We start from the raw sequence: 26274 nt of genomic DNA on the forward strand, positions 1-26274 counted from the left end.
TAATGTTTGATAGTTTTGTTGCAAAAGAGGGTAAAAAAGCAATAATTAGCTCATTTATATTAGTAATATTCTTTTACTTAATTGGGTGTAGTTTTATGACTTTTGTATCTTTTGTAGCACTACTATTTTTTATCTATATCTTTAGACTAAAATTTGTAAATCTTACAAACTTAAATGACAACGAACTTTATGCTCCAATTTCAGGAAAAGTAATCTCTATTGATAGAGATGGATTCAACAAAGTTATTACAATTGAAGTTGGATTTTTTGATACACACTCATTAAGAAGCCTTGAAAATGGAAAAGTTGAAGTTTCACACAAAAGAGGAATTAATCTTCCTTTAGGAAGTTTAAAGGCAAGACTTCTTAATGAAAGAACTACAATTAAATTTAAAAACTCTACAATGCAAATATATCATAGTGCTTGTAATCTTTTAGCGATAGAAAAAAAAGATAAACTAAAAAAAGGTGAAATCCTTGGAACTTTTCTAAAAGGTGAAGTTACAATAAAAGTTACCAAAAATATTGAACTAGCTGTTAATATTGGAGATAAAGTTCAATCGGGAGAAACTTTACTAGCAACACTAAAAAAAGCTTGACAAACTTTTTTTAAACCAATATAATGCCTTACTTAAAAAAATAGGAGAGTACAATGAAAATATTTGATTTTTTCAACAACAATTTCATAAAAAGTGTTAATACTCTTCTGCTCCTTCAAAAATCACTCTAATTCAAAAATCAATTAAATAACAAAATCAACAAACTAGGTTTACTTTTTTTACAATAAAAAAAAGGTATAATATTACACATTTATAAGGGTTATAATTATGGATAAAAATAAAATTTATGTATTTGATACTACTTTAAGAGATGGAGAACAATCTCCAGGATGTTCGATGAACACAGAAGAGAAGATAAAAGTTGCTTTACAATTAGAAAAATTAGGGGTTGATATTATTGAAGCAGGTTTTGCAGCAGCAAGCCCAGGGGATTTTGATGCGGTTAGTAGAATAGCAGAAGTTGTTAAGAAGTCTTCAATCTGTTCTTTAAGTAGAGCAATTGAAAATGATATCAAACAAGCAGGTCTTGCGGTTGAGAAAGCACCATTACATAGAATTCACACTTTTATTGCAACTTCACCAATACATATGCAGTATAAATTAAAAATGACTCCTGATGAAGTTATTAAAAGAGCTATACATGCGGTTGAATATGCAAGAACTTTTGTGGATGATGTAGAGTTCTCATTGGAAGATGCAGGAAGATCAGAGATCTCATTTATGAAAGAGGTTATGGATGCAGTTATAAGTGCAGGTGCATCAACAATAAACTTACCTGACACAGTTGGATATAGATTACCAACAGAGCTTGGAGCAATGGTAAAAGAGTTAAGTGATTTTGCAGGTAACAGAGCTAGAATCTCTGTACATAATCACAATGACTTAGGTTTAGCAACTGCAAATACTTTAGCTGCTGTTTTAAATGGAGCAAGACAAATAGAAGTAACTATTAATGGTTTAGGGGAGAGAGCAGGGAACTCTGCTTTAGAAGAGGCTGTAATGGCTATTAAGACTAGAAAAGATGCCTTTGGGGATTTATATACAACAATAAATACACCTGAAATATATGCAACATCAAGATTAGTTGCAACAATAACAGGAGTTGAGCCTCAACAAAATAAAGCAATTGTTGGGAAAAATGCTTTTGCACACGAAAGTGGAATCCACCAAGATGGTGTTTTAAAACATCAAGAGACTTATGAGATTATGAAACCAGAAGATGTTGGAGTATTTAAAGACTCAACATTGATTTTAGGAAAACATAGTGGAAGAGCAGCATTTAGAGATAAAATAAATCAGTTAGGGTTTGATAAAGTTAGTGATGAACAGTTAAATGCAGCATTTGAAAAATTCAAAAATTTAGCTGACAAGAAAAAAGATATAACTGATGATGATGTAAGAATGTTAATTACAGATGAAGAGTTAAATCAAGATAAAACTTATGAGTTAATTGGATTACAAATCTCTGATTGTTCAAATGGAATGCCAATGGCAGCTGTTACAATTAAACATAATGATGAGATTTTAAGAGATGCAAATATTGGTGATGGAACAATGGATGCTATATTTAAAACAATAGATAGATTAACTGGATATGATGGTCAATTAAAAGATTACAAAGTATTATCTGTAACAGAAGGGAAAGATGCTTTAGCAAAAGTAACAACAAGGGTAGCTTTTGACTCTTCTTCTCCTGAGTTTGTTGGTCATGGTTTAAGTATTGATACAATGCTTGCAACGGCAAAAGCATATTTGGGAGCAGTTAATTCTTATCTTTCTCAAAAAGAGAGATTAAGCAAAAAAACAGAACATCAAGTTTAAATTATAAAAGAAGAGAGAAGGGTCTCTCTTCTTTGAAAGAGTTTTATGAAAAACAGTATAGTTAGTCTCTCTTACTATCTTGAATCGTCAAAAAATTATACAAATTTTAAAGTTTTTACAAGAAATATATTAGAAAACAATAGTTACAAATATAAAAAATACTTTGACTTTTGTATGATTTTTTTAGTTCTAAGTACCATTGGAATCTTGATTTATGAAGTAAACCATAAAAAAATCCATATATTAGACCTATATGAGTATGTAGCCATTGGAATCTTTGCCTTTGAGTGGTTAGGTAGACTTTGGGTCTATAGTGATATTAGAAAAAGGGTTATAAGTGATTATGAACAAGCCTTGTTTCTATCAAAAAAATATAGTGTTTTAAGATCACTTAAAAAAGCTTTTAAAGAGAAAATAGATTTTATTATCTCTCCCATGTCAATCATTGATTTACTTGCTATCCTTCCTGCATATAGACCACTTAGAGTTCTTAGAATATTCTTACTTTTTAGACTTTTTAAAATACTTAGATATACAAACTCTCTAAAAGAGTTTTTAAATATATTTGTTGAAAGAAAGTTTGAGTTATATACCCTTGCAATCCTAACTGGTATTGTAATCTTTTTTGGATCTACAATTATTTTTGTTTATGAAGGGCCAGAAGGGGTAAATGATAAAATAAATCACTATTTTGATGCAGTATATTGGGCACTTATAACTATTTCAACAGTAGGATATGGGGATATTGTTCCAATCACTCCTGAAGGGAAGTTTGTTACTCTTATTTTAGTTATTAATGGATTTTTAGTAATTGCTTTTAGTACCTCTATTGTTACAACAGCCTTAGCAGAAAGAATGGAAAATATCAAACGAACAAGGGTTGAAAATGAGGTTCAAAAACTAAATAAATTTGTTGTAATTTGTGGTTATGACATAATGGCAAAAAACCTTATAGAGGAACTCTTAAAACTAAAAAAGAAGATTTTAGTTGTAGATATGGATGAAGAAAAAATATTAAAAGCAAAAGATAAAAATGTTTTAGCAATCAAAGGTGATGCAACAAATATGAGTTTTCTTGAAAAAATAGGAATAGGTAAAAGTGCTACAACTATTATTGCTCTAAGTGAAGATGATGCAACAAATCTCTCTATTGTACTTGGTGCTAGAGCATTAGACAAAAAAATAAGAATAATTACATTGGTAAATGAACAAGAAGTTGAAAGTAAATTAAAACTTGCTGGAGCAGATTTTATAATAAACTCAAATCAAATCACAGCTTATGTGGCAGGGGAGTTTATTGGACAGCCAGTTGCTTTTGAAGCCCTGGATGGTATGCTTTTAAATGAAAATATTTCTGCTTTTATTGATGAAATTGAAATTATTGAGACTATGAATATTATTGGTCATGATATAAATAGTATAAATTTCGAAGAGTATAATCTAACACTAATTGGTGTAATTGATAGTGCAAATAATCATGAATTTGTTTTTAACCCTGTAAATATAGAGTATATTTTAAAACAAAAAGATATTTTGATTGTAATAGGTTTTGAAGAGTCTTTAAAAGAGTTAAAATCTGAACTTTTAAGAGTTGAATCGAGAAACTAATGAAAAAAAATATAATTATTTATGGATATACTGTTTTAGGTTCAAAAATTGCTTCAATTCTTAATCAAAAAGGCTACTTCATAACAATTGTAAGTTTTGAAGAAGAGGAGATAAAAAGAGCTACAAAAGATGGTTTTGTTGTTCAAGAATCAACTTTACTAAATGATGATGAACTTATACAAATAGGAGTTGCAGATGGTAGTGTTGACTCTATTTTTTGTGTAAGTGATTGTAATAAAAAGAATCTTTTTGTTACTCTCTCAGCAAGAAGTTTAGATAAAAAATTAAAAATTATATCTGTATCAAAAACAAAATCAGAGGCAAAAAAACTTCAAATAGCAGGAGCAACTAAGGTTTTAAATCCAAATGAATTAGGAGCTCTTAGAATCTATAGATATATGAGTAAACCTCTTATGCTAAATGTTTTGGATCAAATACTTTTTAGTAGTTTGGACTTAAATATATCAGAAATTTATGTAACAAAGGAGTCAAAGTTAAACAAAATATATTTTAAAGATTTAACTCTACATAAAAAGTTCAATATTCTAATTTTAGGAATTATGGATAAAGAGTTAGGAGAAAACTTTATCTTTAATACAAAAGGGATAAACCATAAAATTGATGAAGGAGATGTTTTGGTTGTGTTAGGCAAAAGTGCAGATTTAAAAGTCTATAAAGAGTATTTAGAAGGAGTAACTCATGATGCAGTTTAACTTTTTTCTTAAACTTTTAAAAGACTCATTTAGGGATTTAATCCCAATAATAGTAGTTATTTTATTTTTCCAATTGGCAATTATTCAAGCTGTTCCAGAAGGGTGGCTTTCAACAACAATAGGGCTGTGTATTGTTGGTGTTGGTCTTGCTATTTTTTTACAAGGTTTAGAAATTGGTATTTTCCCTGTTGGAGAGAGTTTAGCTAGAGATTTTGCTAAACAAGGCTCAATGACATGGGTTCTGATATTTGGATTTCTTATTGGTTTTGGTACAACAATTGCAGAACCAGCGTTAGTTGTTATTGCTGATAAAGCTGCTTCAATATCAAGTGGAAGAATTGATTCCACTTTTTTAAGATTAGTTGTTGCTGGTTCTGTAGGTTTTGCAATTCTTTTAGGAGTTTATAGAATCTATAAAGGGCATGCAATTCATTATTATATTATTATAGGATATCTTTTTGTTGTTGGTATAACTTTTTTTGCTCCAAAAGAGATAATTGGACTTGCTTATGATTTAGGTGGAGTTACAACTTCAACTGTTACAGTTCCACTTGTAGCAGCACTTGGTATTGGTCTTGCCTCAAATATAAAAGGTAGAAATCCTGTAATTGACGGATTTGGTCTTATCGCTTTTGCCTCTTTAACTCCAATGATTTTTGTTCAAATCTATGGAATAGCTGTTTACAATCTTGTGGATGCAAAAGAGATTGCATCGGTTATTGTAAATGCAAAAGTTTCTGTTCCAACAGATATAACAATCCACTCTGTTGTTAGAGGCATTGGTTCAGTTATCAAAGATGTATCACCCATCTTAGTAATTATTCTTTTCTTTCAATATGGAGTTATCAAAAAAAGAATAGATAATCTAAAAACAGTATTTTTAGGTTTTTTTCTTGTAATAGTTGGTCTTTATGCTTTTATTCTTGGTTTAGAGATGGGGTTATTCTCTCTTGGAGAGACAATGGCTTATCAACTTACAAAATCAGATTCAATAACTATGATATATGCTTTTGCTTTTGCAATTGGATTTTCTACAACTATGGCTGAACCAGCTCTTATGGCAATTGCAAAAAAAGCAAAAGAGATTAGTGATGGGAAAATTAATGATTTTGCACTAAGGATTTTTGTTGCTTTTGGTGTTGCCATTGGTATAGCATTGGGAGCATTTAGAATTGTTGATGGTGGGCATATTCACTACTATATTATTTTTGGATATATTGTTGTTATTCTTTTAACTTGGATTTCACCTAAATATATTATTCCAATAGCATATGATAGTGGAGGTGTTACAACTTCTACAGTTACCGTACCTTTAGTTGCAGCTTTAGGGATTGGTCTTGCTACAAATATTGAAGGGAGAAGTCCTTTAATTGATGGTTTTGGACTTATAGCTTTTGCTTCACTTTTTCCTATGATAACAGTTATGCTTTATGGTATTGTTACAGAAAAACTTGGAGTTAAATCAAATGCAGAGATTGAAGCAAGCAATATATTAAGGGATGCATTAATTGATGCAGAGAATATGGATTTATCAACAGTAAATATTGATGGAAGTGATAGAAGACACTCTTTACCAATGGATTTTTCTGCTGTTGTTATTCTTGTTCCTGAAGATAAAAAAATTGATGCCATTCAAGCTGCAAATAAAGCTGGAGCACCAGGTGTTACTGTTTTAAGAGCAGAAGGTATAGGGCTTGGTCAAATGGATAATTTCTATAGATCCTCTTTTGAAGCAAATAGTGTGATGTTACTATTTTTGCTTCCTCAAAGTTTAGTAAATCCAGTAATAAAATCAATTATTCACTCTTTACATATTACAACAACAGGAAAAGGTATAGCTTTTGCCTTCCCTTTAAGTCATATGAAAGGGATAAGTTTAAGTAGACACGATATTTTTGTAAATAGAAAAGATCATAAAAATCCAGAAAATGATACTGAAAAACTTATAAAAGAGGAAGAGGAAAAATTAACCTCTAAAATCGTGGAGCCTGTTTTAAATGAAGAACATTTGTAGTTTTGATGAAATGGAAAATATTATTAGTGAAGGGAATCCTTTGCTAATATATTTTTCAGGAGAGAACTGTTCAGTTTGTAAAGCTTTAAAACCAAAAATAGAGGAACAAATATCTCAAAATTTTATTAAAATGGAACTTTATGAAGTAAAAGCTGATATTTATAAAGAGATAGCAAGTAAATTTTCGGTATTTTCTATTCCTACTATATTGGTCTTTTTTGACTCGAAAGAGTTCTTTAGAAAAAGTAGAAATATATCAATAGCTGCTTTTATTGAAGAGATTAAAAGACCTTATTCACTTTTTGTAGATTAGGAAAAAAAATGAAAAGAGCATTTTTAGTTATGTTGGCTGTTTTTATAGTAATGCAATTTATTCAAACAGAAAAAGTCAATAAAGTTACAGCAAAAGAGTTAGAGATAAAAGCTCCCAAACAGATAATGTCAATACTTAAAACAGCATGTTATGATTGCCACTCAAATGAGGTTAAATGGCCTTGGTACTCATATGTTGCACCTTTTTCTTGGGTAATAAGTGGACATGTAAATGATGGACGAGCTTGGGTAAATTTCTCAGAATGGGAAAACTATACAAAAGAAGAAAAAGAGAAACAATTAAAAGAGATATATAGAACTGCATTTGTTGCAATGCCATTAAGAAGTTATTTATGGGTTCATGGAGATGCAGATTTAACAAAAGAACAAAGAGATATGATTAGAGATTGGACAGGAGTGAGAAAATAGTTTTGAGAGAAGAGGTTCAAGAGTTATTAGACGATAAAAAGAGTTTACTTACTGTTACATATTTTACCCTTCAAAAAATGTTTGAAAAGAAGTATGGGAAAAATACTGTAGTTCTTATGGAAATTGGTACTTTTTTTGAAGTATATGAAGTAAATAATGATGATGAGCAGATAGGAAAAGCAAAAGAGATAGCTGAACTTTTAAATATACAATTAACCAGAAAAAATAAAGCTATCTTAGATAACTCAAAAGAGAACCCAATTATGGCAGGAGTTCCTGCAATATCTCTAGAAAAACATCTTGCAAGAATAATAGCAGAGCAAAAATATACAGTTGTTCTAATTAGACAAAAGGGAGTTCCACCTAAAGTAACTAGATATCTTGATACTGTAATAAGCCCTGGTACAAACTTTGATTTTGTAATAGACCAAGATGAAAACAATATCACTTCATTGATAATTGATGAGATAAAAGGTATCTATTTAGTTGGTTACTCTGCAATTGATGTAACAACAGGGAAATGTTTTTACAACGAAGTTCATGGAACAAGCGAAGATAAGTTTTTTGCTCTTGATGAAATCTTTAACTATATGAATATGCATAAAACAAATGAGATAGTAATAACTTTTAAAGATAAAAATATAAATCAAAAAGAGGTTATTGATTATTTGGAATTGAAGTTAAAAACTTTTCATGTGGGAACTTTTATTCCAAAAATCAATTACCAAAATGAGCTGTTTAAAAATGTTTTTAATATAGAGTCTTTATTAACTTCAATTGAACATCTTGATATGGAAAGAGTTCCTTTAAGTACAGAAGCTTTAGCCATTTTAATAGATTTTGTAATAGGACATGATTCAAATATTATTCAAAAACTTTCATATCCAGTTAAACTTGATGTTAGTAAATATATCTACTTAGGAAACAACGCCTTAGAACAACTAAATATTATAGAGACAACCCATAATCCAAGTTTGATAAAACTCATAAATAACACTTCAACAGCTATGGGTAAAAGACTCTTAAAAGAGAGATTAACCCATCCAATAAAAGAGAGTAAAGAGCTTTTAAGAAGATATGCTTTGTCAAAAGAGCTTTATGATTACCATACTCCAATAGAGAATGAACTTGCAAATATTTATGATATTGAAAGATTAACAAGAAGAATAAAACTAAATAGACTTCACCCTTTTGAGTTAAACTATTTGTATGACTCGCTTCTAAGCATTAAAGAGGTAGTGAGTTTTATGGAAAACTACAAGTTTATAACTCCTCCTTGCTCTTTAGCGGAACTACAGATGTTTATTGACTCTATTGAATCAACTTTTGATTTAAGTGTATCTGGCAAATATATGCTCAAAGATGTTGAGTGCAATATGGTTTGTGATGGAATAAATACAAAAATTGATGAGTTAAATAAAGAAAATGACAAACTTTATGAGAGATTAGAACTGTTAAGAACTCATATTTTAAGTTTTCTAAGTAGTTCTGATTCAAATTATGTCTCTATTCAAAGACTTGATAAGGAAGGATTTTTCTTATCTCTTACAAAAAATAGATATAACTCAATAAAAGAACAACTTTTAAACTCGCACTTAATAGTTGATGATGAACTTCTTTTATTTAAAGATTTTAGTATAAAAATACAGACAACAACTGTTAAAATCTCTTGCTCTTTAAGTGATACAATTTCAGATAAATATGTACACAATTTACGAAAAATTATTGAGCTTAATAAACTTGTTTTTAAAGAGAAACTTTGTGAATTTGAGAAAAAATTCGCAACTCTTTTAGAGGATTTAGTTCAGTTTATTGCTGAGGTTGATTTAACTGTTTCAAATATTAAAACAGCAAAAAAATATAACTATGTTTGTCCTAAAATAGTAAAAACAAAAGATGATGAAAACTTTTTGGAGCTTATAGATTTAAGACATCCAATAATAGAAGCAAATGAAGAACAAGGTATTTATGTTCCAAATGATATTATCTTAGGTGAGCTCTCTTTAACAAATGAAGAGTACAAAAACAATGTGATTATAAAAAACTCAAATCCTGTAAATATCTATAACAATAAAATGCATGGAATTTTGCTTTATGGGATAAACTCTTCTGGAAAATCTTCATTGATGAAATCAATAGGGATTGCAGTTATCTTAGCTCAAGCAGGATTTTATGTACCTTGTAAATCAATGAGATTTGCTATTTTTGATTCGGTATTTACAAGAATTAGTGGTGCAGATAATATAGCAAAAGGACTTTCATCTTTTGCAGTTGAGATGTTGGAGTTAAAAAATATTTTTAACAGAGCAACAAAACAGTCACTAATTTTAGGTGATGAAATATCACATAGTACTGAGACTATGAGTGGTCTCTCTATTGTTGCAAGTGCAATTTTAAAATTAGCAAAACTAGAGTCTCTTTTTGTATTTGCAACTCACCTGCATCAACTGCCTGAAATAGAAGAGATAGCAAAACTAAAAAATATAATCTCATTGCATCTCTCTGTAATGTATAAAGATGAAGAGGATAAGCTAATTTTTGATAGAAAACTAAAATATGGAAGTGGCTCATCTATGTATGGTTTAGAGTATGCAAAATCACTTCATATGGATAGAGAGTTTTTATCTGTGGCAAATGAGATAAGAAAAAGAATAACTGATGATTATAGTGCCATTGAGAGACTAACCCAAAGAAAATCTTCTAAATACAATAAAGATTTATTTGCAAACACTTGTGTAATATGTGGCAGAGCTTGTGATGATGTTCATCATATAAAAGAGCAAGCACGTGCAAATAAAGAAGGTTTTATAGGACATATAAATGCAAACCATAAATATAATCTAATACCTCTTTGTAAAGAACACCATAAGATGGTACATGAAGGCACAATAAATATAAATGGTTTTGTTGCTACAAGTAAAGGTTTGGAACTACATTATACAATGTTAGATGAAAATAATTTTAAATAAATCAATAAAAAAATTGATAGATTAAATAAATAATTTTTTAAAACAGTAAATGAAATGTATAAATAATGTATAAATAATTTCAATAATATTAGAATAGAGTAAATACATATTAAGCTTTCTACATAGGTTTCCATGATTCAAGCAATTAATAGGTATATAAAAAGAAATTACATATAATCAAAGAAAATAATTTTTAAAGGGTTGAAAATGTTTAACTTTAAATCTTTAAGTTCCAAATTCCTAGCTTATACTATCTCATTATTATTTGTTGTATTTTTAGTAGTTATAGTAATTTTATCAAATATTATTTCTAACTATGCAAATGAAAATGCTAAAGCAGATTTTAAAAATAGTGCAAACAATATTGCTATGGCATATTCTGTTTTGGACCATAATTTAGAATCTACTATGAGTAGTCTACTTGGAGTTATGAAAGCTGAGTTCAAAGATGAATTCATCTTAAAAAAAGACAAAATAGAAAAAGTTGGAGATATTGATGCTCCTGCTTTTTATAATGGAGAGACACTTCTAAATAATGATTTTAAAGATATTGATAACTACACTAATAAAAGTGGTGCAGTTGCCACAATATTTGCAAGATTGGGAGATGATTTTGTAAGAGTAACAACTTCATTAAAAAAAGAGGATGGTTCAAGGGCATTTGGTACAATGCTTGGGAAAAAATCACCTGCCTTACAATCAATGTTAGAGGGAAAAACCTTTGATGGAAAAGTAAAACTGTTTGGTAAAGATTATGTTGTTATTTATGAACCAATTAAAAAAGGAAATGATGTAATTGGTATTATATTTATAGGTTATGAGTTTGGTAAAGTCTTAGACTCTTTAAAGGATGAGATAAAAAAAGTCAAAGTAGGGGAAACTGGTTATGCTTTTATGATGAGCAATAAAGGTGAACTTCTAATCCATCCTAATTTAGAAGGGCAAAATCTTTATGAAACAAAAGATGACCGAGGTAATTTTATATTCCAAAATATGATAAAAGGGAAAGATGGATTTGAAGAGTATACCTTTAAAGGCGATGACAAGTTAGCTTATGTAAAACATCTTAAATCTTTTGGTTCAATCCTTGTTGCAACAGATTCCCTAGATAGTGTTTATGCCTTTAGTACAAAAATAACAACAATCATAATAATCTCTTTACTTGTTACTTTAATAATTATTGCTTTGATTTTATATTTTTTATCATCTTCTATTGTAATAAAACCACTAAAAAAGCTAAGTTTGGGTATTGATGGTTTTTTTGCTTTTTTAAATAAAGAGAGTTCAAAAACAGAATTATTACAATTAGAAGGGGAAGATGAATTTGCCCAAATGGCTAAAGAGGTAGATAAAAATATAATAAAAATCAAAAATAATCTTGAACAAGATGCTTCACTTATTCAAGAGGTAAAAAATGTTGTAAATAGCGTAAAAAATGGAAGTTTTAAACAAAGGGTACTAAAAGAGGTAAAACATAATGAAAGCCTTGAAGAACTTAAAAAAATATTTAATGAGATGTTAGATGTTACAAGTAAGAATATCTGTGATGATGTAAATCAATTAAAAGAGGTGTTATTAAAATATAGAGGGCTTGATTTTACAGCTAGAGTTAAAAATGATACAGGATTAGTTGCACAAGGGTTAAATGAACTTGCAGAGATTATTAACAAAATGCTAGTTGAAAACAAATCTGTTGGACTTAAACTTGATGAAAGTTCAAAAAATCTTTTATCAAATGTTGAAAAACTAAATAACTCTACAAATTCAGCAGCAGCATCTTTGGAGGAAACTTCGGCAGCCCTAGAGGAGATAACAGGAAATATTAGACAAAACTCAAATAATATAACTAAAATGTCATCTCTTTCTCAAGGTGTTTTAAGTTCTGCAAAAGATGGAGAGAGATTAGCTAGTGAGACAACAAGTTCAATGGATGAGATAAATGATAAAGTAAATGCTATTACTGAGGCAATTAGTATTATTGATCAAATTGCTTTTCAAACAAATATTCTTTCATTAAATGCAGCAGTTGAAGCAGCAACAGCTGGAGAAGCTGGGAAAGGTTTTGCCGTAGTTGCTCAGGAGGTTAGAAATCTAGCTGCAAGAAGTGCAGAAGCAGCTAAAGAGATAAAAGACTTAGTTGAAGATGCAAACTTAAAAGCAAATGATGGAAAAGGTATTGCAGCTAAAATGATTGAAGGATATACTCAATTAAATGAAAATATTTCTCATACAATTGAACTTATCTCTGATATTGAAATGGCTTCAAAAGAGCAACTTCAAGGAATTGAACAGATCAATGATGCAATTAATAGTTTGGATAAACAAACACAAGAGAATGCTTCAGTTGCAAATATAACAAAATCTATAGCTGAAAATACAGATAAAATTGCAATAGCAGTTTTAGATAACGCAAACTCAAAAGAGTTTATTGGAAAAGATGACGTTAAAAGTGACACAATACAGATATAAGCGAAACGCTTATATCTGTTAAGTTTTAATAATCTGCTTTATCCCCATTTTTTAGGATATCTTTTCTAAATCTAATCACTTTATTTCTACCAGTCTCTTTTGCTTCATAAAGTGAAAGGTCAGCATATTTAATACATTTCCAGAACTGGTCAGTATCTTTTGGATAGAAAGCATAACCAATACTTACAGTTTTACTGAATGTTTCATTATTAAATTTGAATATGATTTTTTCAAACTCTTGGTTCATTTTAAGGGCTAACTCTTTTGCACTCTCTTCAGTTGGATTTCTCATTATTATTAAGAACTCTTCCCCTCCAAATCTAACAATAACATCACTATCAGAAACATTTTTCTTCATTGTTTGCGCAAGTTTTTGTAAGATTGCATCTCCTGCATCATGCCCATAAGTGTCATTTACCATTTTAAAGTAGTCAACATCTAAGAACATAACTGCATAAGTAACATTTTGGATTAACTCTTTAGGGATTGTTTTATCAACAAATTCATCTAAATATTTTCTATTATAAAGACCTGTTAACCCATCTTTTAGATTTCTCTCTTTTAGAACATCCATTAAAATTTTACTCTCTAAAATTGGTTTAGTCTCTTCAAGATATTTTTTGATAATACCTATTTGGTATTTGTTATTGTCAACACAAGCTTTCCCATTACATAAAATATGAATTGTAATAGATTTTTGGTCATTTATTGTAAAAGGAATACATGTATAATCAGATTGATTATCACAAGTTGCAAATCTACAAACTTCTGGGAATGCTTCTGAAGCAACAATATTTTTTGTTCTTTCAGCTCTGCATAATTCTTTTATCTCTTTTCTAATATTACAAGATGGTAAAATACTATTATTTGGAGCATAAATAACAGTTCTCTCATCTTTTATTAAATCATTTTCAAAAATAAAGAAGGTTTCAATTTTCAGTTTATCTTTTAAAACTTGAATTAATCTGTAGTAGATATCATCTTTTGATAAATCAGTTTCAATAGTTTTTTTATAGTTGTAAATCTCTGAAATATCCTCAATAATCTCTTTTGCAGTAAGAAGTTTGTCATTATTTACATTTGAAGCTCTATTATGTACAAATGACGTTAGATTTTTTTCAATACCAGTTAAAACCGTTTCTAATTTTTCTATGATTTCATTTAACCACATAAAGGCTTCTTTATCCTCTTTTAGAGAACCTTTTTTTGCTCTAATTGAATAATTACCTTCATGTACTTGTTTTAATACATCGGTTATATAATCAAATGAAGTTGTATATGGTTTGATTTTTCTACTAATAAAAATAAGAATAAAGATTAAGAATATAACAACAGTTGCAATTATATTAAGTAGTATTTTAATACTTGACATTCTATCTGCTTCAATATCAAATTTTATTGATATTGCCCCTAAAACTTCTCCCTCTTTTGCATTATGGCAACTTAAACAATTTGGTTTATCCAAAGATGAAGCTGTATATGGAATAGTTATTCTTAATGTTGCTCTTTCAATTGATTCATTAATTACAACTTTCTCTTTCCCACCTTTTAAAACTTCTTCATCTATTTCATCTCTTGGGATTTCATTATTTGTTTTTGTACCAAATTGTTCAGAGATTTTAGGCGATCTTACAACCCATAGTTCATTTAGTTCTCTAAGTCTCTCTAAACTATCTAAAAAAACATCCCTTTGATTCATATTTCCATTTACCATATGGGAGGTTAAAGCATTTTTTACAATATCAGCTGTTAAGTAAGCTCTCTTTTTAGCACTCTCATATCCACTCTCCCTTGAGCCGATAGCTACTAATGCAACAATAATAAGAGTTAACAAAGTAACCATTGAAAATATAATCAAAGTTATCTTTTTATTAGAATTCATATTTGACCTTTTGTAAAAATATCTAATGACAACGGTTATGTGTTATAAGATTTTGAAAGCCTCTTCTAAATCCAAAGTTCCTTCATAAAATGCTTTTCCAACAATAACACCAGCCACATTTCCATTTGCTTTGCAGTTTGATATATCTGTTAGATCTTTTACTCCTCCACTTGCAATAGTATCAACACCACTTGCTATTGCAATAGATTCTGTAAATTCAACATTTACACCACAAAGCATACCATCTTTTGATATATCAGTACAGATAATAGCTTCAACTCCCGCATTGGCAAACTCTTTTGCTAAATCTGTTGCTTTCATAGAACTAACCTCTGCCCAGCCTTCAACAGCTACCATACCATTCATTGCGTCAATGCCAACAGCAATAGGGTATTTAGAAGCCATATCCTTTACAAACTGAGGATTCTTTACAGCAATTGAACCTAGAATTAATCTATCAACTCCAAGCTCAACATACATCTTAATAGTCTCTTCATCTCTTATACCACCACCTAGCTCAATTTTCAGATTACAATTCTCTCTAATCTTTCTAATTTGTTCTAGATTTGCTGGTTTCCCTGCAAAAGCTCCATTCAAATCAACAATATGAACCCATTTGCTTCCTAGCTCTTCAAACCTTTTCGCAACAATCCAAGGCTCATCTGAATAAATTTTTGCACTATCCATTAAACCTTTACTAAGTCTAACAGCTTTTCCATCTTTCAAATCTATTGCAGGTAGTATATCCATTCTTCTCTCTTTAAAATTTTGTAATCAAGATTATATAAAGTTATTCCAGTGAATTGGCTAAAATTACTTCAAAAAATCATATTTTCAACACAAAATTATTATTCAGAAAAAAAAATATTAATTATGATAATATTATGGACACTAATATAAGCATAAAGAGTATTTTAATGAAAAAAAGCTTAATAATAATATTTTTTTTTACTTGCCTTTTTGGAGAACAAAAGTACAACTATATTGGTAATGCTGGATTTATAACAGGTGGAAATCTTCTCTCTATCTTTAAAGAGGGAAGAGTAGCACTAAAAACCTGGGTGGAAGAGTTAATAAAAGAGGATAATGGAAAAGTTATAGTTAATTTTTATGAAGAAAATGGGACTATGTATGAAGACTTAAAAAGAAAAAAACTTGATATGATTGTAGTTGATGCTCCATTTTTTTTTAAGAATAGAGAAGATATCTACAAAAATGCAAAAGATTTTTGGAGTTTAGATATTGGAAAAGAAAAATATAGCACCTACTATTTAATAGGCAATAAACAAAAAAATTTAAAAGGGTTTAAAAATCTAAATAATAAAACTTTAGTTATGCGGAAAAATGATGATTTAGGAACAATCTGGCTTGACAAAAACTCTTATGAAAAAAATAAAAAAGGTGCAAATAAGCTTTTAAAAAATATATATTATGAATCAAAAGAGAGCAGTGTTATCCTAAGAGTTTTTTTTGGCAAAAGTGATTATGCAGTGGTTAAAAAAAGTGTTTGGGATACTATGTTTGAATTAAATCCTTCAATTAAAAATAAAGTTGAAATTATTGAAAAATCAAAAGTAGGGCAAATCGATTCTATTGGTTTTTTTTCCAAAGATTGTGACCCAAAAATTGTTGATGCCGTTTTTAGAATAAAAGAGAATATAAACAATAATAAAGATTTTAAAAAAATATCTAAAATGTTAAATTACACTACTATTTACAGAATAACAGAGGATGATTATAAGGATTTGATTATCTATTATAATAATTATTATGCTTTAAAGGAAAAATATAATTGAAATTAGATCTTTTTGCTAAAATTTTTATTATTGTTTTTATTTTCTTATCATCAATTTTAGGTGTTTTTATCTATCAATTAAAGGTTTCACAAAATACATTTTTGATTAAGAATTTAGAAAATAAAGCAAAAAGTTTTGGAGAGATATTAACCCTTCTAAATTCAAATAATATTATTGAAGAGGATGAGGTAAAAATTTTTGAATCACTTTTTGGTTTTGTAAGTACAAACAGTGATGTAATGTCAGTTTTTTTACAAAAAAAAGATGGGAATAGTTTTCTAATAAAAAAAGAGAGTTGGAAAGTAATCAATGATACTTTTGAAAATAAAAGTTTTTTTACAGGTATTGTAAAATCTGAACTCTCTAATTTACAAGTTTACAGATATGTTTATTCAGTTGAACTAACAGGAATAAAATGGGCAGATTTGATTTTTGAGTTATCCCTTGATGAATATAATCTTCAATTAAAAGAGATAAATCAACAAATTTTAAATCTGATTGTTGTTATGTTTTTGGGTATATTTTTTATCTCGTTTCTATTAGCTAAAGTTGTCTCAAAACCAATTATTAAACTAAGTCATACTTCAAAACTGGTATCTCAAGGTGATCTTTCTCAAAGGGTAAAAATAGATAGTAAAGATGAAATAGGAGAGCTTGCAAAAAGTTTTAATGAGATGATCTCCTCTTTGGAACTTTCCCAAAAGCGATTAACAAATTATAAAATTGATTTGGAAAATAAAGTGGAAGAGAGAACCAAAGAGTTAAAAGAGTTAAATGATAATTTAGAAGATAGGGTTATAGCTGAAATAAAAAAAAGAGAAGAACAGCAACAATTATTGATACAACAATCAAAACTAGCAGCAATGGGTGAGATGATAGGAAATATTGCCCACCAATGGAGACAGCCTTTAAATGCACTAAGTTTAGTTGTTCAAAATCTAAAATTTTCATTTGACTTGGGTGAAGTTGATGATAAACAGATGAATAAATCTATCCAAAAGATAAATCTTTTGACAAAAAATATGTCAAAAACCATTGATGATTTTAGGAATTTTTTTAAACCAAATAAAGAAAAACTAAAATTTAATATTTATGAATCTGTAAATAATGCATTACATCTAGTGGATGCCTCTTTTGAAAACCACAATATAGTAGTTGAAAAAATCATTGATGAAAATATAAATGTTTTTGGTTATCCAAATGAATTTTTACAATCTTTGTTAAACCTATTAAATAATTCAAAAGATGCCTTTATAGAGAATAAAATCAATAATGGTAAAATTGTTATTGAAACAAAAAATGATTTTAAACATGTTTATATCTATATAAAAGACAATGCAGGTGGAATTGCTAAGGAGATAGAAAATAAAATATTTGAACCATACTTTACAACTAAAAGTGAAAGTAAAGGGACAGGAATAGGGCTTTATATGGCAAAAACAATAATTGAACAAAATATGGATGGGAGTCTTACTAATATAAATAGTGATAATGAAGCTATATTTATAATCAAACTTCCTATTTATAAGGATTAAAATGAAAAACAATGAAGAATTTTTATCAAATCTAAAAAGTATCACCCTTTTAATAGTTGAGGATACAAAAGAGATAAGAGAAGAGTTAGCATTTTTTTTAGAATCAAAAGTCAAAATTTTATATGCTGCACAAAATGGGAAAGAGGGATTAGAACTTTATAAAAAATATAAACCAGATATTGTAATAAGCGATATTAGAATGCCACAACTTGATGGAATAAAGATGTGTAAAGAGATTAAAAGCTACAACAAAGATGCAAAAATTATCCTTACAACTGCCTATAATGAATCAAACTATTTTTTGGAAGCTATTAAAATACATATAAATGATTATCTTATAAAACCTATTGATCTAAATGAACTTTTTGATATTTTATGTGAGCTATCAAAGGGGATTATTTTAGAAAAATTCAACTATGAAGTTTTAAATACTTTACAACAATATAAAGATATTGTTGATGAACGTTCAATTGTTTCAAAAACTGATATAAATGGAATTATAACCTATGTAAATAAACCCTTTGAAGAGATTTCAGGGTACAAAAAAGAAGAATTAATAGGTAAACCCCATAGTATAATTAGACATAAAACAATGAAAAGTGAAACTTTTAAAGATATGTGGGAAACAATTTTATCTAAAAAAAGTTGGCATGGAGTAGTCAAAAATAGGAAAAAAAATGGAAGCTATTATATTGTTGATAGTATTATAAAACCAATTTTAGATGTAAATGGAAATATTATTGAATTTATTGCATTAAGAAATGATATCACGGAACTTGAGGAATCAAAAGAGTTTTTTAAATATCAAAATGAAAAAAATATTTCCAATTTAAAAGAGAGTATAAGAAAAGAAAAACTCTATAGAGAGGCAGTTGATAAAGCTAATATAATAATTCGTTTATCAAGAGATATGAAATTTTTATATGTCAATGAAGCATTTTGTGAAATTAGCGGTTATTCTAAACTTGAATTAATAGGGGAAGCATACGATAAGATAAGAGATAAAAGAATCTCTTATGATGAATATATAAAACATGTAGAAGAGGTTAGAGAGTGTTTATATAGGGATGAATTTTATAAAGGGGAGATTACAAACCAAAAAAAAGATGGCTCTTTATTTTTCTGTAAATATATGTTATTCCCAATAAAAGATGCAAAAGGTGAGATTTGTGAATATTTAAGTATCAGACATGATATAACAGAGATAAAAAGTCTACATAAAGAGTTGGAAGATACCCAAAGGGAAATAATATACAAATTGGGTGAGGTTGGTGAAACAAGAAGTAAAGAGACGGGAAATCATGTAAAAAGAGTAGCTGAATATTCTAAATTATTAGCAGAAAAAGCAGGCTTAAATAATGAAGAGATTAATACTTTATTTACAGCTTCCCCTATGCATGATATAGGAAAAGTTGGAATCCCAGATACTATTTTAAATAAACCTGGAAAATTGGATGCAAAAGAGTGGGTTGTTATGCAAACCCATTCAGAGATTGGTTATAACATTTTAAAAACTTCAACAAGACCTATATTAAAAGCAGCTGCAATAATCTCTTATACACACCATGAAAAATGGGATGGTTCAGGATATCCAAGGGGATTAAAAGGTGAAGATATACATATTTTTGGAAGAATCACTGCAATTGCAGATGTATTTGATGCATTAGGTAGTGACAGATGTTACAAAAAAGCTTGGCCATTGGAAGATATTTTATTGTTAATTACTAAAGAGAGTGGAAAACATTTTGATCCAAATTTAGTTGAACTTTTTATGACTAATCTTGAAGGATTTTTGGCTATTAGAGATTTATATAAAGATTAGAAAACTGTGGGGATACTTAATTGTTATGATAGTATAATTAAAATAAAGTGAATTTTTATTTTTTAGTAGATGTTTAAGAGAGAGTATGAAAGAAATTAATAAAGATATTTTGAAAAATGCTACTATTCTTTATGTTGAAGATGAAGAGTTAATTAGAGATGAAGTAGAGTATTTCCTTAGCAAATATGTTAAGAAATTGTATACCGCTGCAAATGGGGAAGAGGGACTAAAACTATTTGATGAGGTTAAACCAGATATTGTAATAACTGATATACAAATGCCTGTAATGAGTGGATTAGAGATGATAAAATCTATGAATAGAAGAGGCTTATCAATTATTGTAACTACAGCATACTCTGATATTGATTTTTTTCTAGAAGCTATTGAACTTAAAGTTGATAAATTTATGATTAAACCTATTGATTTAAGCGAATTACTCTCTACAATTTCAGATTTCCTAAATACATCATCTTTGCAAAACAGACTTTTTGAAAATGAAAAACTACTTGATATAATTAATGAAAATGTGCTTATTTCTATTACAGATAAAGAGGGAGTTATAGTAGATGTAAGTAGTGCCTTTTGTCACTTTGTTGGATATGAAAAAAGCGAACTTATAGGAAAAACACATAGTATACTAAAACATGAAGATAATCCTGACTCCCTTTATAGACATATGTGGGATACAATAAAAGCTGGAAATATTTTTAAAGCTGAGATAAAAAACAAGTGTAGAGGAGATAAAGTATCTTGGTCAAAAATTACAATAACTCCAATATTAAAAAATGGAGAGATAGAGAATTATATAGCTATTAGACAAGATATTACAAATAAAAAAAGACTGGAAGAACTCTCTATTCACGATGATATGACAGGGCTTTATAATAGAAGATTTTTAAATACAATGATTGACAAAGAACTTAGAAGAATAAAAAGAGAGGACTCTACACTCTCTTTATTAACTATTGATGTTGATTATTTCAAAAAATATAATGATACTTATGGGCACCCCTCTGGGGATGTGGTATTAAGTGAAATTGCAAAAGTTCTTAAATCACATACAAAAAGAGCAACAGATTTTGCTTTTAGAATGGGAGGAGAAGAGTTTGCAATCCTTTTTAGTGATATGGATATTGATAAAGCATTGGAGTACGCAAAACATATTATAAGAAGTATAGAGAATTTAAAAATAGAGCATAAAGGGAGTGCTTGCAGTAATTATGTCACTATCTCTGGCGGGCTTATTGTTCAATCATCTCAATACTTAGAGAATTTTAAAGATTTATATAAATACTCTGATGAGGCTTTATATAAAGCAAAAACAGATGGGAAAAATCAGGTTGTACTCTCTGATAAATCCCAATAAAAGCTATTTTATACTAAAAAAGTTTTTTAGTATTTTTAGTCCATTATCATGTGATTTTTCTGGGTGAGGCTGAAATCCATAGATATTATCTTTATGAACTGCACTTACAAATTCATAACCATACTCTGTAGTACCTATTACATTTTTTTCATCTGTAACAGCATGGTATGAGTGTACAAAATAAAGATAAGGATTCTCAAGTCCATTAAAAAGTGTATGATCATTTCTTGTTTTAATTACATTCCATCCCATATGTGGAACTTTTGTATCTTCATGCATTTTAGATTTATCAAATTTTACAACTTTTCCATCAATTAGTCCCAAACCTTTATGTGCTCCAAACTCATCAGAACTCTCAAATAAAAGTTGCATACCCAAGCAGATACCAATCATAGGTTTTCCTGTTTTCGAAAACTCCCAAATAGCCTCTTTCATTCCTGTACTATTTAGATTTTCCATTGCATCACCAAATGCACCAACTCCTGGAAGAATGATTCTCTCATAATTTTTTAAATCCTCAGGTTTTGTTACAAATGAAGCTTTTGCATCTAAAATATCACAGGCATTATAAACACTTGCAAGATTTCCCATATTGTAATCGATGATTCCAATCACATAAAGTCCTTTTTAGTGGAAAGTTTATCTTTTTTAGAAAAAATAATTATACTAAATCTTTGCATCAGCTAGGGTTAAAGAGAAAAGAACTTTATTACCTTTTTTCTCTAAAACCTTTTTTGCCTCTAAAATAGTTGTACATGTTGTCACTAAATCATCTACCAAGATAATTTTTTCATTTTCTAAATTTGTTTTAAATTTTCTTCTGTTTTTTTGTCTAAATTCCAAGTCTTTTCCAGCATATTTTATTATATTTGTAGCCTTTAATCTACCATATAAAGGTTTGATAAATTTAGATTTTAGATGATGTGAAAGAATTGCAGTTTGAGAAAAATCATGTCTAGTATGTTCATCAATACCAATAGAATAAACAACTTCATCAAAGACAAAATTAGCTGCAAACTTTTTAAATGAGAGCTTTGCTAAGATATTATAAACCCTATCTCCATGAAAATAGTATTTAGAAGTTAATAAATCTTCTATCTCTGAAAAACCATAAAAAGAGTAGTTAAAAAAATTAGGCTCTAACTCTCTTTTATAAAAAGAGGACTGTAGCAAATTTACTTGGCATTTTTTACAAATAATAGAAAAAGATAGTTGTTCACATGATAAGCATTTCATAATGCTCAAGATTATATAATATAAAGAATTATAAATCAAGGAGTTTAATTATATACTGTAAAGATATAATATTTATACCAAATGTATATAATTATGATATAATATAATGATATTTGAGTATGATAAAAATAAAAATAATTCAAATAAGAGTAAACATAACATAGACTTTGAAGAGGCAAAAGAGCTTTGGAGTGATAACTTTGCAATTGAACTTAAATCAAAAAATTGTGAAGATGAAGATAGATATTTAGTAATAGGAAAAATAAAAACCAAAATCTATGCAGCAATAATAACCTATAGAGGTGAGAAAATTAGAATTATCTCCGTTAGAAGAGCAAGAAAAAAAGAGGAAGAGCTATATGAAAGCATCACAAATAGATGAAAAATTTGATGAAAACAGTGAAGATATATTAGAATATTTTGATACAAAAAATATTAGAAAAGTAAATGAAACTCCTAAAAGAGTAAATATAGATTTCCCAACTTGGATGGTTGAATCTTTAGATAGAGAAGCACAACATATTGGAGTAAGTAGACAAGCAATAATAAAAATGTGGTTGGCAGAAAAACTTAGTAGAGTTAGTTAATAAAAAAAGTATTTTGGATTTATTGAAATTTAAACCTTTAAAATCTAAGATTTGATGTAGATTCAAGGCGGAGAAAAGAGTTTTGTCGTAGGAGTTTAGTCTCCTAAATGACTATGCAAAACTCTTTTTTATAACGTAGAAGATGCGTTAAATATTAGATTTTAAGAACTGCCATAAAAGCTTCTTGAGGAACGTTTACTTTTCCAATAGCTTTCATTCTTTTCTTCCCAGCTTTTTGTTTTTCTAAAAGCTTTCTTTTTCTTGTAATATCCCCACCATAACACTTAGCAGTAACATTTTTTCCCATAGACTTAACCGTCTCTCTTGCAATAATTGTATTACCAATACTTGCTTGAATTGCAACTTCAAATAGCTGTCTTGGAATAAGTTCTTTAAGTGCTTTAATAAACTCTCTTCCTCTATAAACTGCTTTATCTTCTGGAACAATAATTGATAGGGCATCAACAATATCTCCAGCAACTCTAATATCAAGTTTTTTAAGATTCCCTGGTCTAAACTCAATTGGTTCATAATCAAATGAAGCATACCCTTTAGTTGTTGATTTTAACTTATCATAAAAGTCCATAACTATTTCATTCATTGGAATATCATACTCTAAAAGAACTCTTTTACCTATATAGTCCATTTTTATCTGAATAGCTCTTTTATCATTTAAAAGTTTAATAACATTTCCTAAAAACTCATCAGGAACTAATATTGTAGCTTTTACATATGGCTCAAAAATTGTATCTATATAGTTTGGTTCTGGAAGTTCACTTGGATTTTGAATTAAAATTTTCTCTCCATCTGTTTTAAGAACTTCATATACAACCGTTGGAGCCGTTGCTATTAAATCTAAGTCAAACTCTCTTTCAAGTCTCTCTTTAATAACTTCCATATGAAGCATACCTAAAAACCCTGTTCTAAATCCACTTCCTAAAGCAGCAGATGATTCAGGTTCAAAAGAGATAGATGAGTCATTTAATTGAAGTTTTATTAAAGCCTCTCTTAAATCTTCAAACTTATCAGTCTCTATTGGATAAATTCCTGCAAAAACAAAGGGTTTTGCTGGTTCAAATCCATCAATTGGTTCAGTTGTAGGATTTTTTGCATCGGTCATTGTATCACCAACTGCAATTCCATCTAAGGTTTTAAGTCCAAGAATTACAATACCTATTTCACCAGTTTTTATCTCAGTTGTATCTTTTCTATGAAGAGGGTGTGGATACATTAGGTTCAAAACTTGATGTTGAACTTTAGTATTCATCATCTTAATCATTTGACCTTTTTTTATACTTCCATCATATACTCTAACTAAAGCCAAAGCTCCTAAATAGTTGTCAAACCAAGAGTCATATATCAAAGCTTTTGTAGGTGCATTTTCATCTCCTGTTGGAGCAGGGATTCTGTCAACAATAGAGTTAATTAAATCTTTTACCCCAAGACCAGTTTTTGCACTAACTAGATTGTGTTCTGTACAATCAAGACCAATTGCCTCTTCAACCTCTTCTAATACTCTCATAGGATCTGCACTTGGAAGGTCAATTTTATTTACAACAGGTAGTAGTTCCAAATCATTGTCCATTGCAATATATACATTTGCGATAGTTTGTGCTTCAACTCCTTGTGTTGAATCAACAATAAGTAAAGCACCTTCAGAAGAAGCTAAACTTCTACTAACCTCATATGAAAAGTCAACGTGCCCTGGAGTGTCTATTAGATTTAGAACATATTTTTGTCCATCTTTTTCATAGTCAAGTCTAACACTTTGAGCTTTGATGGTGATACCTCTCTCTTGCTCAATCTCCATTGTATCCATCATTTGTGCTTTAAGTTCCCTATCGGTAACTGATCCACACTCTTGGATTATTCTATCTGCTAAGGTTGATTTCCCATGGTCAATATGGGCAATAATACTAAAGTTTCTAATGTTTTTTTGCAACTTTTTTCCTAATAAGAACTAATTAAATTCCGCGATTATATCTAAAAATAAGTTATGAGTGAGTTAAGTAAAAAAATTATTGTGAAATGGGTAAGCAGTTAGGCTTTTGCCTAACTACTTTTAGGTTATCTTTGAATAGAACCTTCAACTCTTCTGTTTTGTGCTCTACCTTCTGCTGTATCATTTGTATCAACAGGTTTTGTTTCACCATAACCAATCGATTTAAGTCTTGATTTTTCAACTCCATAAGCCTCTAATGCTTTTGCAACTGAAGCAGCTCTTCTTTCTGATAATTTTTGGTTATACTCTTCAGTACCAACTGAGTCAGTATGTGCCTCAATTTTACCTTTTACAGATGGGAATGCTTTCATAAAGTCAGCAAATTTTTTGATTCTTGAGTCGTAAGAGTTTTTAATTCTTGCACTATCAAAATCAAAAAGAATGTTTAAGTTTACTTTTAATGAACAACCATTTTCATCTACAATATCACCTTTTGGTGTATCTGGACATTTATCGTTAATATCTGCAACTCCGTCACCATCGCTGTCTATTGGAGCAACCTCTTTTATTGGTTCTGGTTTTGGCTCCTCTTTTACAACAGGAGCTGATGTTGCTTTTTTACCAAATGGAATAGCAAGACCAACAGTATAAAGAAGGTTATTGTCTCCTCCATCAAAAGATACTAAGTGTCTAATATCTGTTTTTAGAGATAACATTTCATTGATTTTGTATTTAAGACCAAAACCGTAGTTTCCAAATACACCATTTTGATTATTATCTGATTCATTGTCAAAAAATTCAACACCAAGACCAGCTAATGCATATAATGAAATAGTGTCATTGATTTTATAATCTTTAATAACGTTAGTGAAAAGTCTAGTTACTGAAGTATCTGTATTACCATTTACTCCATTTTTGTAGTCAACATCACCAAGGCTTCTTAAAAATCCTAATTCAACTTGATCAAACATAGATTCATCTAAATTTGCACCAATGCTAATACCAGCATTTGCATAGTGTCTATCTAAATCTAGATTTCCTTCTGTAATAGCTCCACCAATCATTGGAGTAACTTCATATTTATACTCACTATTTGCAGCAAACATCATTGTTGCACATAGTACTGTAGATAATAGAATTTTTTTCATATTTTTCCTTTTTGTGCGTGTATGCACCACTTTATCTAAAAATAAATTAACTCTTTATTTAGTAA

General features: G+C 29.0%; 21 protein-coding genes. 15 read left to right on the forward strand and 6 right to left on the reverse strand.

The window, feature by feature from the left end; genetic code table 11:
• Positions 1 to 2: 2 nt before the first annotated feature.
• From AEBR_RS03240 to AEBR_RS03280, 9 genes are all read left to right on the forward strand, one after another.
• Complete coding sequence (locus AEBR_RS03240) at positions 3 to 599, forward strand: phosphatidylserine decarboxylase (RefSeq protein ID WP_129088040.1); 597 nt, start codon at positions 3 to 5, stop codon at positions 597 to 599.
• Between the two features lie 228 nt (positions 600 to 827).
• Positions 828 to 2381, forward strand: a complete 1554-nt coding sequence (locus tag AEBR_RS03245) for a 2-isopropylmalate synthase (RefSeq protein ID WP_129088039.1) — start codon at positions 828 to 830, stop codon at positions 2379 to 2381.
• Positions 2382 to 2426: 45 nt separating this feature from the next.
• Positions 2427 to 3989: an NAD-binding protein gene (locus tag AEBR_RS03250; protein WP_129088038.1), complete on the forward strand. Its 1563-nt coding sequence runs from the start codon at positions 2427 to 2429 to the stop codon at positions 3987 to 3989.
• Positions 3989 to 4702, forward strand: a complete 714-nt coding sequence (locus AEBR_RS03255; protein ID WP_129088037.1) for a potassium channel family protein — start codon at positions 3989 to 3991, stop codon at positions 4700 to 4702. Before AEBR_RS03250 ends, AEBR_RS03255 begins: the two co-directional genes overlap by 1 nt.
• The gene (locus AEBR_RS03260) at positions 4689 to 6716 is read left to right on the forward strand and encodes a DUF1538 family protein (protein WP_129088036.1); all 2028 of its coding nucleotides are present in this window, start codon (positions 4689 to 4691) and stop codon (positions 6714 to 6716) included. The genes AEBR_RS03255 and AEBR_RS03260 overlap by 14 nt, the downstream gene beginning before the upstream one ends.
• Complete coding sequence (locus tag AEBR_RS03265; RefSeq protein WP_129088035.1) at positions 6700 to 7029, forward strand: thioredoxin family protein; 330 nt, start codon at positions 6700 to 6702, stop codon at positions 7027 to 7029. Before AEBR_RS03260 ends, AEBR_RS03265 begins: the two co-directional genes overlap by 17 nt.
• An 8-nt stretch (positions 7030 to 7037) precedes the next feature.
• The gene (locus AEBR_RS03270) at positions 7038 to 7457 is read left to right on the forward strand and encodes a heme-binding domain-containing protein (protein WP_129088034.1); all 420 of its coding nucleotides are present in this window, start codon (positions 7038 to 7040) and stop codon (positions 7455 to 7457) included.
• A 2-nt stretch (positions 7458 to 7459) separates the two neighbouring features.
• Positions 7460 to 10426 carry a MutS-related protein gene (locus AEBR_RS03275; protein ID WP_129088033.1) on the forward strand — a complete coding sequence of 989 codons (2967 nt, stop codon included), beginning with the start codon at positions 7460 to 7462 and terminating at the stop codon, positions 10424 to 10426.
• 207 nt (positions 10427 to 10633) lie between these two features.
• Entirely contained in the window at positions 10634 to 12895 is a 2262-nt protein-coding gene (locus AEBR_RS03280) for a methyl-accepting chemotaxis protein (RefSeq protein ID WP_129088032.1), read from the forward strand.
• 25 nt (positions 12896 to 12920) lie between these two features.
• Here AEBR_RS03280 and AEBR_RS03285 read toward each other — a convergent pair whose 3' ends face one another.
• Positions 12921 to 14777: a GGDEF domain-containing protein gene (locus AEBR_RS03285; protein ID WP_129088031.1), complete on the reverse strand. Its 1857-nt coding sequence runs from the start codon at positions 14775 to 14777 to the stop codon at positions 12921 to 12923.
• 42 nt (positions 14778 to 14819) lie between these two features.
• Positions 14820 to 15527 carry a 1-(5-phosphoribosyl)-5-[(5-phosphoribosylamino)methylideneamino]imidazole-4-carboxamide isomerase gene (gene hisA, locus AEBR_RS03290; RefSeq protein ID WP_129088030.1) on the reverse strand — a complete coding sequence of 236 codons (708 nt, stop codon included), beginning with the start codon at positions 15525 to 15527 and terminating at the stop codon, positions 14820 to 14822.
• Between the two features lie 167 nt (positions 15528 to 15694).
• Here hisA and AEBR_RS03295 point away from each other — a divergent pair, with 167 nt between their 5' ends.
• From AEBR_RS03295 to AEBR_RS03310, 4 genes are all read left to right on the forward strand, one after another.
• Positions 15695 to 16573, forward strand: coding sequence for a PhnD/SsuA/transferrin family substrate-binding protein (locus AEBR_RS03295; protein WP_164969519.1), 879 nt, complete (start codon positions 15695 to 15697; stop codon positions 16571 to 16573).
• The gene (locus AEBR_RS03300) at positions 16570 to 18108 is read left to right on the forward strand and encodes a HAMP domain-containing sensor histidine kinase (RefSeq protein WP_129088028.1); all 1539 of its coding nucleotides are present in this window, start codon (positions 16570 to 16572) and stop codon (positions 18106 to 18108) included. The genes AEBR_RS03295 and AEBR_RS03300 overlap by 4 nt, the downstream gene beginning before the upstream one ends.
• Position 18109: 1 nt before the next feature.
• On the forward strand, positions 18110 to 19930 hold the full coding sequence (locus AEBR_RS03305) for a PAS domain S-box protein (protein WP_129088027.1): 1821 nt from the start codon (positions 18110 to 18112) through the stop codon (positions 19928 to 19930).
• Between the two features lie 85 nt (positions 19931 to 20015).
• On the forward strand, positions 20016 to 21296 hold the full coding sequence (locus AEBR_RS03310; protein WP_129088026.1) for a GGDEF domain-containing response regulator: 1281 nt from the start codon (positions 20016 to 20018) through the stop codon (positions 21294 to 21296).
• A 3-nt stretch (positions 21297 to 21299) separates the two neighbouring features.
• On the opposite strand, the gene hisH is transcribed toward AEBR_RS03310, so the two are convergent.
• A complete protein-coding gene (gene hisH, locus AEBR_RS03315) occupies positions 21300 to 21911 on the reverse strand; it encodes an imidazole glycerol phosphate synthase subunit HisH (RefSeq protein WP_129088025.1) in 612 nt (203 codons plus the stop codon).
• Positions 21912 to 21962: 51 nt separating this feature from the next.
• Entirely contained in the window at positions 21963 to 22532 is a 570-nt protein-coding gene (locus AEBR_RS03320) for a ComF family protein (RefSeq protein ID WP_129088024.1), read from the reverse strand.
• Between the two features lie 106 nt (positions 22533 to 22638).
• On the opposite strand from AEBR_RS03320, the gene AEBR_RS03325 reads away from it, so the two are divergent.
• Positions 22639 to 22914, forward strand: a complete 276-nt coding sequence (locus tag AEBR_RS03325) for a BrnT family toxin (protein WP_129088023.1) — start codon at positions 22639 to 22641, stop codon at positions 22912 to 22914.
• Entirely contained in the window at positions 22892 to 23119 is a 228-nt protein-coding gene (gene brnA, locus AEBR_RS03330) for a type II toxin-antitoxin system BrnA family antitoxin (protein ID WP_129088022.1), read from the forward strand. The genes AEBR_RS03325 and brnA overlap by 23 nt, the downstream gene beginning before the upstream one ends.
• 154 nt (positions 23120 to 23273) lie before the next feature.
• Here the strand turns inward: brnA and lepA are convergent, their stop codons facing one another.
• Both lepA and AEBR_RS03340 read right to left on the reverse strand, forming a co-directional pair.
• Positions 23274 to 25061, reverse strand: a complete 1788-nt coding sequence (lepA, locus tag AEBR_RS03335) for a translation elongation factor 4 (protein WP_129088021.1) — start codon at positions 25059 to 25061, stop codon at positions 23274 to 23276.
• A gap of 125 nt (positions 25062 to 25186) precedes the next feature.
• Positions 25187 to 26209, reverse strand: a complete 1023-nt coding sequence (locus AEBR_RS03340) for an OmpA family protein (protein ID WP_129088020.1) — start codon at positions 26207 to 26209, stop codon at positions 25187 to 25189.
• Positions 26210 to 26274 lie beyond the last annotated feature (65 nt).

The organism is Halarcobacter ebronensis (assembly GCF_013201825.1).
In the GTDB taxonomy this organism is placed as follows: domain Bacteria; phylum Campylobacterota; class Campylobacteria; order Campylobacterales; family Arcobacteraceae; genus Halarcobacter; species Halarcobacter ebronensis.

What these genes read in the sequence shown, in the direction of transcription:
- AEBR_RS03320 (WP_129088024.1), bottom strand. Translation starts at nt 22,532, where the DNA reads ATGAAATGCTTATCATGTGAACAACTATCTTTTTCTATTATTTGTAAA.
- AEBR_RS03285 (WP_129088031.1), bottom strand. Translation starts at nt 14,777, where the DNA reads ATGAATTCTAATAAAAAGATAACTTTGATTATATTTTCAATGGTTACT.
- AEBR_RS03295 (WP_164969519.1), top strand. Translation starts at nt 15,695, where the DNA reads ATGAAAAAAAGCTTAATAATAATATTTTTTTTTACTTGCCTTTTTGGA.
- AEBR_RS03310 (WP_129088026.1), top strand. Translation starts at nt 20,016, where the DNA reads ATGAAAGAAATTAATAAAGATATTTTGAAAAATGCTACTATTCTTTAT.
- hisA (WP_129088030.1), bottom strand. Translation starts at nt 15,527, where the DNA reads ATGGATATACTACCTGCAATAGATTTGAAAGATGGAAAAGCTGTTAGA.
- AEBR_RS03260 (WP_129088036.1), top strand. Translation starts at nt 4,689, where the DNA reads ATGATGCAGTTTAACTTTTTTCTTAAACTTTTAAAAGACTCATTTAGG.
- AEBR_RS03280 (WP_129088032.1), top strand. Translation starts at nt 10,634, where the DNA reads ATGTTTAACTTTAAATCTTTAAGTTCCAAATTCCTAGCTTATACTATC.
- brnA (WP_129088022.1), top strand. Translation starts at nt 22,892, where the DNA reads ATGAAAGCATCACAAATAGATGAAAAATTTGATGAAAACAGTGAAGAT.
- AEBR_RS03265 (WP_129088035.1), top strand. Translation starts at nt 6,700, where the DNA reads ATGAAGAACATTTGTAGTTTTGATGAAATGGAAAATATTATTAGTGAA.
- AEBR_RS03250 (WP_129088038.1), top strand. Translation starts at nt 2,427, where the DNA reads ATGAAAAACAGTATAGTTAGTCTCTCTTACTATCTTGAATCGTCAAAA.
- AEBR_RS03255 (WP_129088037.1), top strand. Translation starts at nt 3,989, where the DNA reads ATGAAAAAAAATATAATTATTTATGGATATACTGTTTTAGGTTCAAAA.
- AEBR_RS03270 (WP_129088034.1), top strand. Translation starts at nt 7,038, where the DNA reads ATGAAAAGAGCATTTTTAGTTATGTTGGCTGTTTTTATAGTAATGCAA.
- AEBR_RS03325 (WP_129088023.1), top strand. Translation starts at nt 22,639, where the DNA reads ATGATATTTGAGTATGATAAAAATAAAAATAATTCAAATAAGAGTAAA.
- AEBR_RS03240 (WP_129088040.1), top strand. Translation starts at nt 3, where the DNA reads ATGTTTGATAGTTTTGTTGCAAAAGAGGGTAAAAAAGCAATAATTAGC.
- AEBR_RS03245 (WP_129088039.1), top strand. Translation starts at nt 828, where the DNA reads ATGGATAAAAATAAAATTTATGTATTTGATACTACTTTAAGAGATGGA.
- AEBR_RS03305 (WP_129088027.1), top strand. Translation starts at nt 18,110, where the DNA reads ATGAAAAACAATGAAGAATTTTTATCAAATCTAAAAAGTATCACCCTT.
- AEBR_RS03340 (WP_129088020.1), bottom strand. Translation starts at nt 26,209, where the DNA reads ATGAAAAAAATTCTATTATCTACAGTACTATGTGCAACAATGATGTTT.